Genomic DNA, 16,002 nt, shown 5'->3' with positions numbered 1-16,002 from the left:
ACCCAGAGAAAACCTGTAATGTATTCAAAAAAAAATCCTTTCACATACTTAATACAGAACCTTTCGATAAAAATTTAATGAGATTTGAGAGGCTTTCTAAAAAGTAATTTGTAGTTATCATCCTTCGACAAGCTCAGGATGACAGACAAGCTCAGGTTAACAGACAATCAGGTTGACATATAAATTTTAAATACTTTTTAGATAGTCTCCAACAAACAAAAGGAACAACATTCTAAAATTAAAAATTGATAGATTTTGATTTAAGTTTATTCTTACAATCTAAATCTATCATCTTTATTTTATAACTTTAACCATGGTTTCATAAACCCTAATTTTTAGTATTTAACAAAACACATAGCAACCTTTTAGCAGATTTAACATAACAATCTTGGAAACCAAATTAAAAAAATCATATCGTTTTGCACTGCGCTCATCAGCAATGATTGCAGCAGTAACAACCATCATTATTTCCTTATTTTTCTATTTCGAACTAAGAGGCTCTATGTATGCTGCAATTCTAATTTTAAGTGTTTTTATTGTTTCCTTTTTTATCATCCAATACCGTGTTGAAAAATTTATATACAAACGGGTTAAAAAAATATATGATGATGTTTCTCTTTTAGAATCTACCAATTTCCAAGCGCAACCTATTACTACAGATATGAGGACGCTAACAGAGGAAATTGAAAAATTTGCAGCTAATAAAAAACTAGAAATTGAAACTCTTAAAATTCGCGAAGGCTATCGAAAAGAGTTTATCGGAAATGTTTCGCATGAGTTAAAAACACCTCTTTTTACTGTTCAAGGCTATATTCTTACGCTTTTAGACGGCGCAATGGATGATAAAGTTATTAGAAAAAAATACTTATCGAGAGCTAGTAAAGGGGTTGAAAGACTTATTTATATAGTGAAAGATTTGGATATGATTACCAAATTAGAGGCAGGCGATTTAAATTTACAACGCGAAAATTTTGATATTGTAGAGCTTACTCAAGCTACTTTCGACTTAATGGAAATGAAAGCTCACAAGAAAAAAATCACCCTTACTTTCGACTTAGATTACAAGGAGCCAATTATGGTTAGTGCCGATAAAGAACGTATTCAGCAGGTTCTTACCAATCTCATTGTAAATTCTATTAAATACGGAAAAGAAGGTGGAACTACCGAAATTAGCATTGAAAACTTAGTAAAAAATAAAGTTATAGTTAGGGTTACCGACAATGGAGAGGGGATTGAAAAACAAAATATCCCTCGCCTCTTCGAACGTTTTTATAGAGTTGATAAAAGCGGAAGCAGAAAAGAAGGAGGCTCTGGACTAGGACTTTCCATAGTAAAACATATTATTGAGGCACATAAAGAAAAGATTTATGTGGAAAGCGTTTTTGGAGTAGGTTCCGAGTTTTCTTTCACCCTAGAAAAGTCTAAAAAGAGCGCTTAAATCGAATCTAGATTCAAAGCTGGCCAAGCCCTTAAAATCTGTAACCGTTTCTAACATTTCAATTTTAAAATCTTCTTGTTTACAATAAGGAACAAGATTTTCTTTTTGCAATCTTTCTGCCAAATACTCTTGCTCATATTGCCCTGGCGTAGGAATAAAAAATGCTTTCTTTCCTAGCTTTGCCAAATCTAAAACTGTAGTATAACCCGAACGCGATAAAACTAATTCACTTTCATTAAACGCCGTTTCAAGCTGGGTAGAATTCATATAATTATAAACTGTTACGTTTCCTTCTTGACAAAAATGCTGCTCGTCTTCAATCTTCCCTCTTACAAATAAAACATTGCCTTTATATTTTTGAGTTTCTTTAAGTAAATTACTTTCTAGTAGAGTACGCTGTGGTTCTGGCCCCGAAATAATAACCATTAACTTATATTTTACGGGCAACTCTTTACGTTCTAATCTACTTAATGGCCCTATGTATTTCAATTTCGGATTTTCTTTTTTTAAATGACCTAAGCGGCCACTTAAATTTGGCTCTCCAGCAACATCTGGCACCCAACATTCGTCAAACTTTTTGATTATTTTCTGATGCATTTCAGAACTAAACCATGTAGTATTTCCCGTCAATACATTTAATTGATGCGTAATAAAAACTGAAGGAACTTTTTTAGAATACACCCCCAAACGATTGTCGGAAATTATTCCGTCTAAAGCCAATTCTTTTACCAATTCTTTGGTTCTCTTTTTCTCCTTTTTGATGGCATTTAAAATTTTGGGCGAGTCCCAAAGCATCTTCAGTTTAAAATTCTTTGCTTTTTCAGCATATTTTATTTTATAAGAAGGCAATTCCACAAATTGCAAATCGGGGAATTCTTTGTTTAATAATTTATAAGCCTCTCCATCTGAAGCAATAATTGGCTCAAAATTTTCGGCTATTAATGCTCTTAATATCGGAATGCATCTTGTTGCATGTCCAAGCCCCCAATTTAAGGGAGCTACAAGAATTTTCTTCTTTTTAATCATAACTACAAATGAAGTTAATTTTTCACTACGAAAGATTTCCTTAATTTTGCCTTTTAATTAAATAATTGTTGTGGGGAGTAAAAACAAACTAAAACGCTTTAAGGAAAACGAAACATTTTCAAATGTACTTCAACCTACGCGTGATGAATTGGTAGAAGGAAACTTCAATCTAAAAGGAAATTGGAAAGCGTCTTTCTTTAAAAACAATAATCCCATTGTATTGGAATTAGGTTGTGGAAAAGGAGAGTATACTGTGAGTTTAGCTCAAAGAAACCCTAACAAAAATTATATTGGTGTTGATATAAAAGGAGCTCGTTTTTGGCGCGGTGCAAAAACATCGGTTGAAGAAAACTTAACAAATGTTGCTTTTATAAGAACCCAAATAGAACTTATAGAATACATTTTTGCTGCTAATGAAGTGGACGAAATATGGATTACCTTCCCCGACCCACAAATAAAGTACAAACGTACTAAGCATAGACTTACAAATTTTAAATTTTTAGAGCGCTACAATAACATTCTAAGCAAAGAGGGAATTGTACATTTAAAAACCGACAGCGAGTTTATGCATGGCTACACTCTAGGGCTACTCCACGGACTAAATTATGAGGTTTTATATGCAAACCACAATATTTATAAAAATGAAGGAAGTCCAGAAGAAGTAACCTCTATTCAAACTTTTTACGAAAAGCAATACCTTGAAGTAGAAAAACCAATTACATATATTAAGTTTAAACCCAACTAATGTCGCATTTATTCATCCTTTTTTTTGCTACTTTTTCGGCATCTTTAATGGCGGTAGTTTTCCCTGGTTTAATTAATATCACAGCAGCAAAAACCAGTGCTAAAAAGGGAAAAACTAGCGGAATGATTTTTGCTCTTGGCGCTTCAACCACAGTTATTTTTCAAGCTTATATTGGAGTTTTAATCTCCAAGTATCTTTATAAAAATCCAAATGTTATTGACATACTGCTAAAAATAGCTTTGGTAGTTTTTGGTTTTTTCGCTATTTATTTTTTCATCTTAGCAAAAAAGAAAAAAGATATAAAGCACCCTAGAAAGGTAAAGATTAATAAAAACAAGAAAAATGTATTCTTTAAAGGAATGCTTATTTCTGCTTTAAACGTTTTACCTATTGCTTATTTCTGCGGACTAAACGCCGCGTGGAATGTTTCTGGCTGGATTAAGTTTCAATTATGGGATATCCTAGTTTTTGTAATTGCTGCAGGACTAGGAACCTTTGCAATGCTCTATATGTATGTTTTTTATTTTGATAAACTTCAAGAACGCACCGATACCTTTTCACGCTATTCGGATTATATTTTAAGCGCCTTAATGGCTGTTTTATTAATCATCACCTTTGTACGTTTGTTTTATTCATAACACATGGAATCTTCAAATTTTTTTGATCGGGTATATAAAGTTGCTAAACAAATTCCCTACGGAAGAGTAACTTCCTACGGAGCAATTGCTACATACTTAGGCGCTGCCCGCAGTGCTCGTATGGTTGGCTATGCCATGAATGGTAGCAGTCTCAAAGAAGATGTTCCAGCCCACAGAGTGGTTAATCGAAAAGGGATTTTAACAGGCAAGCATCACTTTCAAGGCACCAATCTTATGCAGCAATTGCTAGAAAGTGAAGGCGTTGAAGTAATAGACAATCAAATTCAAAACTTCGAAAAGTATTTTTGGAATCCTTCTGAGGAGCTATAGGCATAGTTTTTGAAAACTATGGTTTTTGAATAAGTCAAAGATTACATCCTCAAATTATTCAATTGTAACTTATCAATAAAATAACTTCATAACAACGTAACTCGATAGCTACTTAATTTTAGAGGCGAAGTAATAAAATCTGTAATTTTCATTCCTAACAACGTAATCCCTAAACTTATTCTCTCTTTTACTCAATACTTTGTACTTTGTACTTTTCAACTTTCAACTTTCAACTTTCAACTTTAAATATGTATCTTTGTAATTTAGAATGAGTTTAAAATAAAATCAACTCCAAAAAGACCTAAAAAGCTAGGAAATAGCTTTTTAAACAACTCTTTCTACAAGGAAAAAAGTCACAAAGTGACCACAAGCATAAGAAGAATAAAACATGAAATTAGATAAAAAAGAAATTTTAAAAGCACTCGAAACGATTTCCGCTCCAGGTGAAGGAAAAAACATGATAGAAAGTGGTGCCGTTACAAATGTTATGGTTTTTGGCGATGAAGTAGTAGTAGATATTACTATTAACAATCCAAGTTTACAGGCCAAGAAAAAAACAGAAGTAGAAATTTTAAAAACAATACACGATAAGGTTTTCCAAAAGGCTAAGGTAAAAGTAAACATCAAAGTTCAAGCGCCAGAAAAACCAGAAATTAAAGGAAAAGCAATTCCTGGAATTAAAAATATTATTGCAGTAGCTTCTGGAAAAGGAGGAGTAGGAAAATCTACCGTAACTTCCAATTTAGCTGTTACTCTTTCTAAAATGGGATTTAAGGTAGGACTTTTAGATGCCGATATTTATGGCCCTTCTGCCCCAATTATGTTTGATGTTGTTAACGAAAAGCCACTCGCTATTAATGTTGATGGGAAATCAAAAATGAAACCTATTGAAAGTTACGGAGTAAAAATACTTTCAATTGGATTTTTTACACAACCTAATCAAGCCGTTATTTGGAGAGGACCAATGGCTTCCAAAGCTTTAAATCAAATGATTTTTGATGCCGCTTGGGGCGACCTCGATTTCCTTTTAATAGACCTCCCTCCTGGAACTGGAGATATCCATTTAAGTATCATGCAAGCGCTCCCAATTACGGGTGCTGTTGTGGTAAGTACCCCTCAGAATGTAGCTTTGGCAGATGCTAAAAAAGGAGTTGCAATGTTTCAGCAAGAAAGCATCAATGTTCCTGTTTTAGGTATTGTAGAAAATATGGCGTACTTTACACCCGAAGAACTGCCAGACAACAAATATTACATTTTTGGTAAGGAAGGTGCTAAAAATCTGTCTAATGATTTAAATGTGCCATTTTTAGGAGAAATTCCACTAGTACAAAGCATTCGTGAAGCAGGAGATGTTGGCCGTCCGGCAGCATTGCAAGACAACACACCTCTTGAAATATCGTTTAAAGAAATTACAAAAAATATAGTGCAAGAAGTAGTTGGTAGAAACAAAAGTTTGCCTCCTACAGAAGCCATCAAAATTACCACTATGGCAGGTTGTTCTGCGGTTACTAAGAAATAATTTATACAGCAATGACGTCTGAAGAAGTTAAATTAAATGTACAAAAAGCTCTAGAAGAAATAAGACCTTTTTTAGAAAGCGATGGAGGAGACATCAGTCTAGTTTCCATTGATAATGACAAAATAGTAAATGTAAGACTCGAAGGAGCTTGCGTAGGATGTAGCGTTAACCAAATGACCTTAAAAAGTGGTGTGGAAATGACGATAAAAAAATACGCCCCGCAAATAGAACAAGTAATAAATGTAGAATAATTTGGGCGTATTTCCCTACCAATAAGCGCTGCTTATTGGTAGGGAAACCGGGCTTTTGCCACTCGCTTCTAGGCATTACTATGCCTAAAGAGCTCAAACAAAGGCGCAATCCCTTACGCATACTAACAAATATCATATAAAAAAAAGCATTGGGAGAGTACCTTTGCATTTTCTAAAAGTTATTTTGTAATGATTCAAACAGATATACTTATCATAGGAGCTGGCCCAACAGGACTATTCACTGTTTTTGAAGCTGGTTTATTAAAACTCAAATGCCACCTTATTGACGCGCTACCACAACCAGGTGGACAATGCTCTGAAATATATCCTAAAAAACCAATTTATGATATTCCAGGGTTTCCAGAAGTTTTAGCAGGAGATTTAGTAACCAATCTGATGAAACAAATAGAAGCTTTCGAACCCGGATTTACTCTTGGAGAAAGAGCAGAAACTATTGAAAAGCAAAAAGACGATTCCTTTATTGTTACCACCAATAAAGGCACAAAACACCAAGCAAAAGTAGTAGCCATAGCTGGCGGATTAGGAAGTTTTGAACCTAGAAAACCTCAGCTAGAAAACATTCTTGATTTTGAAGATAAGGGAGTTGAATATATTATTCGTGATCCAGAAATCTATCGAAACAAAAAAGTAGCGATTGCTGGAGGTGGAGATTCTGCGCTTGATTGGAGCATCTTTTTAGCCGATATTGCTCAAGAAGTAACGCTTATTCACAGAAGAAATGAATTTAGAGGCGCGCTCGATTCTGTAGAAAAAGTAGAAGAATTAAAAAAACTTGGTAAAATTAACCTTGTAACTCCTGCCGAAGTTACTGCACTTAAAGGTAGTACAAAACTTGAAAATATTACTATTAAACAAAACAACGAGGAGTTTGATTTGGAATTAGACCATTTTATTCCGCTTTTCGGATTATCTCCTAAACTTGGACCTATTGCCAATTGGGGATTAGAAATAGAAAAAAATGCCATCAAAGTAGATAATACATTAGACTATCAAACTAACATTCCTGGTATTTATGCAATTGGAGATGTAAATACCTATCCAGGGAAATTAAAATTAATATTATGTGGATTCCATGAGGCTACTCTAATGTGCCAAAGTGCCTACAAACGTATTTTTCCTGATAAAAAATATGTTATGAAATATACTACTGTTAGTGGTGTTGATGGTTTTGATGGTTCAAGAAAAGAAGCAGAAAAAGCTGTTGTTAAATCCATTAATTAAAAACTCTACTTATTTACTAGAGTTTTATAGTTTTTCAAGGAAGTTTTATTTATTTTTGCTGCTTTAAAAACACAATGCAATGTCCGACATCACAATAAAAATTAAAGACCGAGAAGGAGAAGTTCACGAAATATTAGCACCAACAGATATGGCTATGAATTTAATGGAAGTAGTTCGTTCCTACGAGCTTGCTCCAGAAGGAACTATTGGTGTATGTGGAGGTATGGCAATGTGTGCTTCATGCCAATGCTATGTAACCTCAGACCACACCCTACCAGAAATGAGTTATGACGAGGATCTAATGCTTGCCGAAGCCTTTAATGTAAAAGATAATAGCCGTTTAGGATGTCAAATCCAAATGACATTTGATTTAGACGGGCTCGAAGTGGAGTTAGCTCCAGAGGTATAAACACCCAATAATTAAAATATATAAGAGTGAGTATTCTAGTTTTGATGCAGAATACTCACTCTTATTTTTTTACTTTAAAAGATTCTTTTTTCGGATCTCAAATAGAATTTGAGTTACAAAACTACTATAAGCTTCTTTAGAAGGATGTAAATCGTCTGAGGCAACCAACAAACTGTTTTTTAAACCTTCTCTAGTAATGTTTGTGACATTTACATAACTCACTCCCATAATCTCTGCAGTCTTTTTAGCAAAGGCATTGTATGAGTCAATTTCGTTTGAAATCTCTTCAGTATTACCTTTCTTTTGTCCAAAAGGTGTATACGCATAATCTGGGATTGAAACCACAATTACTCTACTTTTATCGCCTTTTGCCAATTCAATTGATTTTGCTAATAACGCAGGAAAATCTTCTTGATATAAAGAAAAATCTTTTCCTTGATATTGGTTATTCACCCCTATTAAAAGGGTTACTAAATCAAAAGTACTTGCAGGTTGCTCTTCTTTTATTGCTTGAATAAGATCTGCTGTTGTCCAACCTGTTTTTGCAATAATTTGGAGTCCAATTTTAGCATTGGTATCTTCCGCTAAATCTTCTATTAATTGTATAGGGAAATTACAGCTTTCGCAAACACTTTCTCCTATTGTATAACTATCTCCTAAAGCTAAATAATTAAAATCTTCTGCTGTTGGAGCACTTGTACTCTCCATGGATGTTTGTTGTGTTTTACAACCCACAACAAATACCATCAATATAATTACATATTTTTTCATTTGTTTATTATTTAAGTAGCTAGGGGGATAATAAAGGACTTATGCACTCTTTAGGTTGGCAATTTACTACTATTTAGATAATTTAAGAATATATACCTCTAATTATTGGCTAAAAATTAAGAGTTAACTGATATGGTTTGCGCTTTAATATCTCGCAAAATTCCATCCCAAAGTTGTGTTCTTTTTTCTAAAGATACCAGCGCAACTTCTTCTACTTCTTGCCACTTATTTTCATCATTTCCGCAAAGTTCTTCTACCATTTTATAAGCTAGAGGGCCATGTGTATCTCCATCAACTTCTATATGCCTTTCAAAATAATACACCAATCTAGTCATATCTATTTCTGGATACTCTTGTTGCATATCTTTTAAAATAGCAGTAAACATATCTGGAATTAAATCTTCTCGTCCAAAGGTAAAAGCAGCAGCTATTTTATGTGGTTTTCCTTCAGCAATAACTTCAAAAGTAAATTTTAGAAACTCTTGTATGCCACTCGGCAAGGTATTTTTATCTAAAACACTTTGAACATCTTTTACAGTGGATAAACTATTTACAAAATCTTCTATAGTACTAATTGAAGCTCCACACAGTTGCATGGCTTCTAGATACATTTCATAATGACTTTTGTAAGCTCCATTTTCGTCAACATCTGTTTCTTCTCCTAAAACAATCTCATTAATTAGATACCTAGTTACAGGATTCCCAACAGGTTTCCAAGGCAAAGAAGTACAGGTTAAACTATTTTGAAGCGCCTTTAAAAGCGACATAAAATCCCATACTGCATATACATGGTGCTCTAAAAACGTTTGTAAATGAATTGGAGTTTGGATTGCTTTATACAATGGATGTGCCAATAAAACTTCTCTTTGGCTACCTATATGTTCATTAATTTTTTCTATATTCATAACAATAAATCATGCAAGGCTTATAAACAATCTAAAACCTATACAGTTCTTAATTTGCAAATATAGAAATCTCAGTCCCAAATAAATATAAGAATTTAAGACTTTTATCATAAAAGACATTAATGTCTGAGCAAAAACACAAGACTGCTTCGCTATAAAGAAACAGCGTAAAGACTAAATTTTAGCTATCATAAAGTTATGAGCTTTATATAAATATAGTTGATGGGAACAAATTTGACTCATTTTCAATACAAAGTCCTATAATAAACTCAGGGCAGATGTTGGGGAATTAAACCCTCTACGAGGGATTGAAACGAACTTTCATTTATACTTTTTAACAGCAAGAGGTTATTTGGAAAATATCTTTTAAACCTTGATATAGCTGGAGTTTATATTTATCGGACAACAGTTCTTAAAAGATAGAAACGAAAAACAAACTTTTAAAAACTAAAAATGGACTTAAAATCAATCTAAAACAGTATATTCTCTAAATTAGAGTAAATTATTTATTTTATACTTAATATTGATCTATAGATTACTATTAAAAAGTTTTAATCTCTATTAAATTGTATGCTAAAAAAATTCTTGCTTTTTTTTCTCTTCATATACGCTCCGTATTGTATTGCTCAATACAGTGTAAGCAATGCTTTTTATAATGCTGTTGACGATACACTAAAGCCTGCAAATAGAGAAAACATTAAGTTAATGGAGTTGTTACGAATGATAGATCACAACTCATTATTTTACCCAGAATTTAATAGCGAAAAGGATTCTTTAATAGAAGTTATCAAAAAAAACACCTCCCCACTAGCTATAGAGGACAAAATTGATGCATACTTCATGCTAATGCTTTATAATTTTAATCATAATCATAGAGATAGTACACAAACGCTAAAATATGGAGATTCCTTAAAAATGTTAATTCAAAATAAGGAAGAAGGACATTTTTATCAACTCTATACACAAAATGCCATTGAAGCAATTCATCATCTTAATGCTAACCGATACGGAAAAGCTATTGAAATCCTCAATTTAACTATTGAAGATGCTAATAAAATAGAACACCCTGAATATCTAGCAAATGCCTATTCTGCCCTATCTTTTGCATATTATCAAACTTTTCAGTTTAATGAATCTCTAAAATATTATCATAAAACCGACTCCATTGCAGCACTATATTCCACAAAACAGTTTAGAGAACATATTAAAGTTGTTGCAAAAGATAAAGAAGTTGAAGAGCCAATTCTAAAATATATTGATATCAAAAATGCTGAAATGCTTACAGCTGCTGAAAAACGACTTAAGGAAAATAAAATCTACTATCAAAAAAATAAAAATGATTGGAATTATATATATTTTTTAAGAGCCGCCTATATAGCCTACCTAAAAAACGATGTAGAAAAAGCCAATGAGCTATTTAACAAAATAGACATAGAAAGATTAAGTAATAATACATATTTAACTTCTGTATACCCAGTAAAAACCATGAAAGCCTTATTGCAAGTTCACAATGGGGCTGTGGACGAAGCTTATAACTTCTACAACAATACCGAAGCTTACAAACCTGTGGAACATTTGTATAAAGAGTTACTTATTGAAGCGCTTTACAAAGCATTTTTAAAAAAAGGAGACCTAGAAAAGGTTGAGTTCTTACACAAACAAACAGATAATAATACTATTACCCAAAACATATACAAATACCAGGGTCTGGTAGCAGTTGCAGAAGCAGAACACCTAACACATGTAAAAGAACTAAAAATATTAGACCTAGAAAACCAAATTCAAGAAGACAAGAATCAAGATATTATATTATACGCAACTTCAACTATCCTCATACTTTTATTATTAGGAATTGTAATTATTCGAGCTAAAGAAAATCAGATTAAGCGACTTATTGATGAAGAAACATACAATAACCGAATTAGGTTGTTAGAAGAATCTCTAGAAGAAGTAGATAGAAAAATGAAAGATAATAGAAAAGACATTGGAGAGCAATTGCATAACGAGTATTTAGGCAATCTACTGGCTTTAAAATACCTTGTTTCCGATTATCATGACAAAGCTAAAATCCAAAAAAACAAAGATAAACTTAACGTTATTATTGAGGAACTAGATATGCTCTATCAAGAATCAAGAAATTTTTCGCACCAATTAATCCATGGAAAAGATGAAAATGTATCCTTAAATATTGTTGATTATTTAGACAGTCTACAATCTAGATTTGAAGAAGTAGGACTCTTAAAAATTCATTTACTATTAAACGATGATACAAAAGATAAATTACTAAACATACTCAATAAAGACCAACAACAAGTTATCTTCCAATTATTAAAAGAAACCATTTCAAACACCATTAAACACGCCAATACTCAAAACCTAAGTATTGCCATTCGTTTTACAGATTCCACTTGTGCAATAGTGTTAGAAAATGATGGTATTAAAAATACAATTAAAAAACCGAGTAAAGGTGTCGGCCTTATGAGTTTAAGACAACGTTTTCAAAAAATTAATGGAACTATAGATTTTTCTTTAAGCGCAAACGGATTCAGAACAGAAGCCTCCTTTCCACTTCAAAACAATAGCAAACCAGCTAAAAGCAAGCTCGAAAAACATCAGAAAGAGAACTAAAAAAATTAATTTACAAACTACTTTTTTGTTGATTATAAAATGCATCTGCTTGAAGCTGCATAATCTCTCTTGCCGATTTTCTTTTATATTGATACAACTCATCTTCCGACGCTAAATCTTCATAAACTTTATCGTTTATAGTTGCATCTGTAGCTAATTGTTTATTCCTTTGATACGCTTTTTGTTCAGCCCAATTTCTAACTGTATTTTCAGAATCTTCAAGTTTTATATCATATTCTCCTTTTGGCGCTAATAATTTAGAAATAATGGGAGCCGATTCAATAGCCAAAAACAATAAAAATATAAACAAAGAAGGCAACCAAGGTAATTTATCCAAAGCATTTACTCTGGCCATAAGTCCGTCAAAACCATCTATAGTTGGCTGTGTTGTATTTATTTTATCGTTTAGGTTTGTCTTCAAAACTGCTATTTCATTTTCTTTATTCTGAATAGTATTTTGATTTTGAAGCTTCAATGCCTGTAGTTCTGCTAATGCTTTATCGTGTTTCTCTCGCTTCTCTTTATAAACAGGTCCTTTTCCTATTTTCATAGTCCCTTTTGTCCCTTCAGCTTCAGAAATAAATGTATTATACAAGCTGTTCACTTCTGCTTCTTTTGAAGCTATATCTTCTTTTAATCCTAAAATTTCAGCATTTAATTTTTCTATTTCAGGCGAAAATTGCAACGCTATTTGCTCTTGGTTATCGAGTGTCATTTGGTTTTTTTCCTCTAAAAGAACACGATCTATTTCCTTCTGAAAAATTTTAAGCTCTAATGGTTTAGCAATCACCACAGCTATAATAATTGCCAAAATAAGCCTTGGAATTGCCTGAAGAAATTCACTTTTAAAATTATCCCTCTTCTTTATAGTTGAAACTATAAATCTATCTAAATTGAAAATAAGTAATCCCCATATCAACCCGAAAAAAACAGCAGTATATACATTATCAAAAACAGTATATAGCGCATAACTGGAAGCTATAAAAGCCATAATAGCTGTAAAAAATACAGTCCCTCCTATTCCAGCCTGTTTTATTTGTTCTGCTTTTGAACATTTAGAAAGCAAATCGGTATCTGCGCCAGCGCACATCCAGAAAAAATTTTTAATCATAACATAGTCGATTTTAGATTGATGCTATATATAACGCTAAAACCCTGAAAATGTTACACTTTAAATCATTTTAATCTTTTAAAGATTTGATTTCCAACAACTTTAATTTTTTCCACATATTTGGAGTATCTAAAATAATAGCTCTTGTATCCAACAAATAACGCGCTCTCTTTCCTGCATATGCTTTTTGAAGCTCTTGCTCCAAATTCATAATTTCTCCCAATTCCAAATTTTCGTCTCCATAAACTCGATACACCACATGGTCGTACTTCATTACTGGCTGACTCCTAACGTATGATTTTGTATAAGCTTCTACCTCCTCTATATTTAGCAATGTATTATGGACTTTTATCTTCCCTTCATAATTTATAATTGCATCCACATATAAAGCTTTAGAATGCATCAAATCTGATTGAGAATATAGATGGTTTGCTGAAAAAATCAGTAAGAAAAGTACCCCTGATAGCTTTAAAATATATTTCATAATTAATTGTATATTTCATAATTAATTGTTTCTCAACACACAATCAAAAAATATTCCATAAAAAGGAGTAAACTCCCTCGGAGCAAGCTCACGAAGCACTATAAGGAAAAGCTAAAAATATTTCAACGCAATTCCTTCGGGAAACTCAGGACAGACTTTGGAGCACTCAAACCTCGATTATTGAGTAAATTATCTTGTTCTCGAAACATTAGAACAAGATAATTTACTCCGTTTTTATGAAATATAACTAGCTAAAATTTTAGTCCTATTTATTATGTTCTAATAGATAATTTGTAATTAATGTATACAAATGTCTAGAAGTATTAGCCCCCTCATAAATGCCATGCGAACGATTTGGATATACCATGATGTCAAATTGTTTGTTCTGACGAATTAATTCGTTTATTAAAAACTCCATATTTTGATAATGCACATTATCATCTCCAGTACCATGAATTACTAATAAATTCCCCTCCAAATCTTTAGCATAAGTTACTGGTGAACCTTCTATAAAATCCTCTTCATTTTCTTGTGGCAAGCCCATATAACGCTCTTGGTATACATTATCATAAAACAACTGGTTTGCAACTGCAGCAACTGCAATTCCTGTTTTATAAATATCAGGATATCTAAACATTAAATTCAACGTCATAGATCCACCTCCACTCCAGCCCCAAACAGCAACATTATCGGTATCAACAAAATTCCATTTTAAAACTTCTTTTGCTGCCAGCGCTTGATCTTTTGTGTTAATAACGCCTACTTTTCTATAAATAGATTTTCTCCACTCACTTCCTTTTAAAGAAGGAGTCCCCCGATTGTCCATTTTTATCACCACAAAACCTTGTTGCGCCAAAAAAATATCATATAATCCAATCCAACTATCTACAGCCATTTGCCCCCAAGGCTCTCCATAAACATTAAAAACAACTGGATATTTTTTAGTACTATCAAAATTTGCAGGTTTTGTAATTCTTCCATCAACGTCTATTCCTTCGGAAGTAGTAACCGTAAAAAACTCGGTAGTAGGCAAGGTAAGCGTTTGTAACTTGTCATTCAATCGTTTGTTAGCTACTAAAGTAATTATGGTTTCGTGCTTTGGCAAACTAATTAAACGTGTAGTTTTAGGACTATTAATATTTGTATGATTATGAATAGCATACGCTCCATTTGGAGCTATATTATAGGTGTTAATTCCTTCATACTCACTAGGAGTAATTTTATGTAACTTTCCTTTTCCATTTAAAGAAACGCTGTACAAATAGCGTTGGGTTGGATTATCTGGCGAAGCACTTAAAAATAAATCTTTATCTGAAACAGCATAAAAAGACGCTACGTCATAATCTCCAGGGGTTAAAAGTGTTTTCTTCCCATTTTCAATATTCACTTTATACACATGTCTCCAACCATCGGTTTCTGTCATTCTTAAAAAGGAAGAATTATTATCTGTAAGCAATAACTTATTCCCATCCCATTGATTAGAAGACACATCTGGATATCCTATATCTACCCATGTATCTTCTGTTTCTGTATATATTTTTTTTACTGAATTTGAAGAAGGTTTATAAGTAAAAATATTCAGTTCATTTTGCTTTCTGTTTATCTGCTGAATTAATAAAAGATCACTATTTACCCATTGCATACCTGGAAGATAATGCTGCACAGCATCTCCAGGAATATCAATCCATGTAATATCTTTTGAAACTGTATTTACCACAGCAACCTTTGTGCTGGATGGGTTCTGTCCCACCTTTGGATATTGCACAGGAATAGGCTTTGAGTAAATAGAATCGGTATTATTAATCATATAAAAAGTTCCTATTTCCGAAGCATCCAACTGCCAAAAAGCAATTAATTTTGCATCTGGGCTCCATGAAAAACCATCACGCATTCCAAACTCTTCTTCATATACCCAATCAAAGGTTCCATTGATAATATCTTTAGTACCATCGGTTGTTAATTGCGTAATGTTTCCCGATTTAAAATCCTCTTTATACACATTAAAATTATGCACATAGGCTACATATTTATTATCCTCAGAAAATTTAGCAAACATCAGAGAAGAAGCGGGAAAATTAGCTCCAATCTGTTTTAACGTATTGTTTTCAAAATTGTAGACCCAATAATCGCCTTTTGTATTAGAGCGCCAAACGCGACTAGAATTTGTAAAAATTAACACTTTACTTTCGTCTGAAGACAAGCTAAAATCTTCTATTCTTAGTGTTTTTTCACTTCCTTCAGGTTTTAATCCTTCCGCAGAAACAAAAACGCTTTTTTCATTATTCTTACTGATGTATTTAATGAGCTGGTCTTCACCAGCATCATTTTTTTCAATAGTTACAAATGCTTCCCCATCAGAGATCCAAGAAATTGAACGCTGATGATCGCTTCTAAATTCCGAAGAATTATAAATTCTATCCAGCGTTAACATTTTATCTTGCTGCGCTACAGCATTGGTGCAAATAAAAATTGCAAGGCAAGAGAGCCAAAAGTAGATTTTCATAT

15 protein-coding genes are annotated in these 16,002 nt (G+C 32.7%); 9 read left to right on the top strand and 6 right to left on the bottom strand.

The window, feature by feature from the left end; genetic code table 11:
* Nucleotides 1-502 precede the first annotated feature (502 nt).
* Nucleotides 503-1,438, top strand: coding sequence for a sensor histidine kinase (locus tag AC13CQ_RS07180; RefSeq protein ID WP_008610727.1), 936 nt, complete (start codon nt 503-505; stop codon nt 1,436-1,438).
* Here the strand turns inward: AC13CQ_RS07180 and AC13CQ_RS07175 are convergent.
* A complete protein-coding gene (locus AC13CQ_RS07175) occupies nt 1,412-2,464 on the bottom strand; it encodes a glycosyltransferase (RefSeq protein WP_474507370.1) in 1,053 nt (350 codons plus the stop codon). The genes AC13CQ_RS07180 and AC13CQ_RS07175 overlap by 27 nt on opposite strands.
* A gap of 70 nt (nt 2,465-2,534) precedes the next feature.
* Between AC13CQ_RS07175 and trmB the strand changes: the two genes are divergently transcribed.
* The 7 genes from trmB to AC13CQ_RS07140 all read left to right on the top strand — a co-directional run bounded on the left by trmB (nt 2,535) and on the right by AC13CQ_RS07140 (nt 7,598).
* Nucleotides 2,535-3,209, top strand: coding sequence for a tRNA (guanosine(46)-N7)-methyltransferase TrmB (gene trmB, locus AC13CQ_RS07170; RefSeq protein WP_008610729.1), 675 nt, complete (start codon nt 2,535-2,537; stop codon nt 3,207-3,209).
* The gene (locus tag AC13CQ_RS07165; protein WP_008610730.1) at nt 3,209-3,847 is read left to right on the top strand and encodes a LysE family transporter; all 639 of its coding nucleotides are present in this window, start codon (nt 3,209-3,211) and stop codon (nt 3,845-3,847) included. Before trmB ends, AC13CQ_RS07165 begins: the two co-directional genes overlap by 1 nt.
* A 3-nt stretch (nt 3,848-3,850) precedes the next feature.
* Nucleotides 3,851-4,177 carry an MGMT family protein gene (locus tag AC13CQ_RS07160; protein WP_335587865.1) on the top strand — a complete coding sequence of 109 codons (327 nt, stop codon included), beginning with the start codon at nt 3,851-3,853 and terminating at the stop codon, nt 4,175-4,177.
* 388 nt (nt 4,178-4,565) lie between these two features.
* Entirely contained in the window at nt 4,566-5,696 is a 1,131-nt protein-coding gene (locus AC13CQ_RS07155) for an Mrp/NBP35 family ATP-binding protein (RefSeq protein WP_474507369.1), read from the top strand.
* 11 nt (nt 5,697-5,707) lie between these two features.
* Nucleotides 5,708-5,947 (top strand): NifU family protein, encoded by a 240-nt coding sequence (locus AC13CQ_RS07150; protein ID WP_008610733.1) that lies wholly within the window; start codon nt 5,708-5,710, stop codon nt 5,945-5,947.
* 189 nt (nt 5,948-6,136) lie between these two features.
* Entirely contained in the window at nt 6,137-7,189 is a 1,053-nt protein-coding gene (locus AC13CQ_RS07145; protein ID WP_008610734.1) for an NAD(P)/FAD-dependent oxidoreductase, read from the top strand.
* Between the two features lie 79 nt (nt 7,190-7,268).
* Entirely contained in the window at nt 7,269-7,598 is a 330-nt protein-coding gene (locus AC13CQ_RS07140; protein WP_008610735.1) for a 2Fe-2S iron-sulfur cluster-binding family protein, read from the top strand.
* Between the two features lie 69 nt (nt 7,599-7,667).
* Here AC13CQ_RS07140 and AC13CQ_RS07135 read toward each other — a convergent pair whose 3' ends face one another.
* Nucleotides 7,668-8,369 carry an SGNH/GDSL hydrolase family protein gene (locus AC13CQ_RS07135; protein WP_474507368.1) on the bottom strand — a complete coding sequence of 234 codons (702 nt, stop codon included), beginning with the start codon at nt 8,367-8,369 and terminating at the stop codon, nt 7,668-7,670.
* Between the two features lie 116 nt (nt 8,370-8,485).
* Nucleotides 8,486-9,274, bottom strand: a complete 789-nt coding sequence (locus tag AC13CQ_RS07130) for a DUF3050 domain-containing protein (protein ID WP_474507367.1) — start codon at nt 9,272-9,274, stop codon at nt 8,486-8,488.
* Between the two features lie 570 nt (nt 9,275-9,844).
* Between AC13CQ_RS07130 and AC13CQ_RS07125 the strand changes: the two genes are divergently transcribed.
* Complete coding sequence (locus tag AC13CQ_RS07125) at nt 9,845-11,902, top strand: sensor histidine kinase (RefSeq protein ID WP_456867854.1); 2,058 nt, start codon at nt 9,845-9,847, stop codon at nt 11,900-11,902.
* Between the two features lie 10 nt (nt 11,903-11,912).
* On the opposite strand, the gene AC13CQ_RS07120 is transcribed toward AC13CQ_RS07125, so the two are convergent.
* The 3 genes from AC13CQ_RS07120 to AC13CQ_RS07110 form a co-directional block, all read right to left on the bottom strand.
* The gene (locus tag AC13CQ_RS07120; protein ID WP_456867855.1) at nt 11,913-13,013 is read right to left on the bottom strand and encodes a DUF4407 domain-containing protein; all 1,101 of its coding nucleotides are present in this window, start codon (nt 13,011-13,013) and stop codon (nt 11,913-11,915) included.
* 70 nt (nt 13,014-13,083) lie between these two features.
* Entirely contained in the window at nt 13,084-13,497 is a 414-nt protein-coding gene (locus tag AC13CQ_RS07115; protein WP_008610739.1) for a hypothetical protein, read from the bottom strand.
* A 265-nt stretch (nt 13,498-13,762) separates the two neighbouring features.
* The gene (locus tag AC13CQ_RS07110) at nt 13,763-16,000 is read right to left on the bottom strand and encodes a S9 family peptidase (RefSeq protein ID WP_456867856.1); all 2,238 of its coding nucleotides are present in this window, start codon (nt 15,998-16,000) and stop codon (nt 13,763-13,765) included.
* Nucleotides 16,001-16,002 lie beyond the last annotated feature (2 nt).

The organism is Galbibacter sp. L-19 (assembly GCF_056857615.1).
This window is presented reverse-complemented; position numbering and strand designations above follow the sequence as displayed.

What these genes read in the sequence shown, in the direction of transcription:
- AC13CQ_RS07150 (WP_008610733.1), top strand. Translation starts at nt 5,708, where the DNA reads ATGACGTCTGAAGAAGTTAAATTAAATGTACAAAAAGCTCTAGAAGAA.
- AC13CQ_RS07125 (WP_456867854.1), top strand. Translation starts at nt 9,845, where the DNA reads ATGCTAAAAAAATTCTTGCTTTTTTTTCTCTTCATATACGCTCCGTAT.
- AC13CQ_RS07180 (WP_008610727.1), top strand. Translation starts at nt 503, where the DNA reads ATGTATGCTGCAATTCTAATTTTAAGTGTTTTTATTGTTTCCTTTTTT.
- AC13CQ_RS07140 (WP_008610735.1), top strand. Translation starts at nt 7,269, where the DNA reads ATGTCCGACATCACAATAAAAATTAAAGACCGAGAAGGAGAAGTTCAC.
- AC13CQ_RS07120 (WP_456867855.1), bottom strand. Translation starts at nt 13,013, where the DNA reads ATGATTAAAAATTTTTTCTGGATGTGCGCTGGCGCAGATACCGATTTG.
- AC13CQ_RS07165 (WP_008610730.1), top strand. Translation starts at nt 3,209, where the DNA reads ATGTCGCATTTATTCATCCTTTTTTTTGCTACTTTTTCGGCATCTTTA.
- AC13CQ_RS07175 (WP_474507370.1), bottom strand. Translation starts at nt 2,464, where the DNA reads ATGATTAAAAAGAAGAAAATTCTTGTAGCTCCCTTAAATTGGGGGCTT.
- AC13CQ_RS07130 (WP_474507367.1), bottom strand. Translation starts at nt 9,274, where the DNA reads ATGAATATAGAAAAAATTAATGAACATATAGGTAGCCAAAGAGAAGTT.
- AC13CQ_RS07110 (WP_456867856.1), bottom strand. Translation starts at nt 16,000, where the DNA reads ATGAAAATCTACTTTTGGCTCTCTTGCCTTGCAATTTTTATTTGCACC.
- AC13CQ_RS07115 (WP_008610739.1), bottom strand. Translation starts at nt 13,497, where the DNA reads ATGAAATATATTTTAAAGCTATCAGGGGTACTTTTCTTACTGATTTTT.
- AC13CQ_RS07145 (WP_008610734.1), top strand. Translation starts at nt 6,137, where the DNA reads ATGATTCAAACAGATATACTTATCATAGGAGCTGGCCCAACAGGACTA.
- AC13CQ_RS07155 (WP_474507369.1), top strand. Translation starts at nt 4,566, where the DNA reads ATGAAATTAGATAAAAAAGAAATTTTAAAAGCACTCGAAACGATTTCC.
- AC13CQ_RS07160 (WP_335587865.1), top strand. Translation starts at nt 3,851, where the DNA reads ATGGAATCTTCAAATTTTTTTGATCGGGTATATAAAGTTGCTAAACAA.
- AC13CQ_RS07135 (WP_474507368.1), bottom strand. Translation starts at nt 8,369, where the DNA reads ATGAAAAAATATGTAATTATATTGATGGTATTTGTTGTGGGTTGTAAA.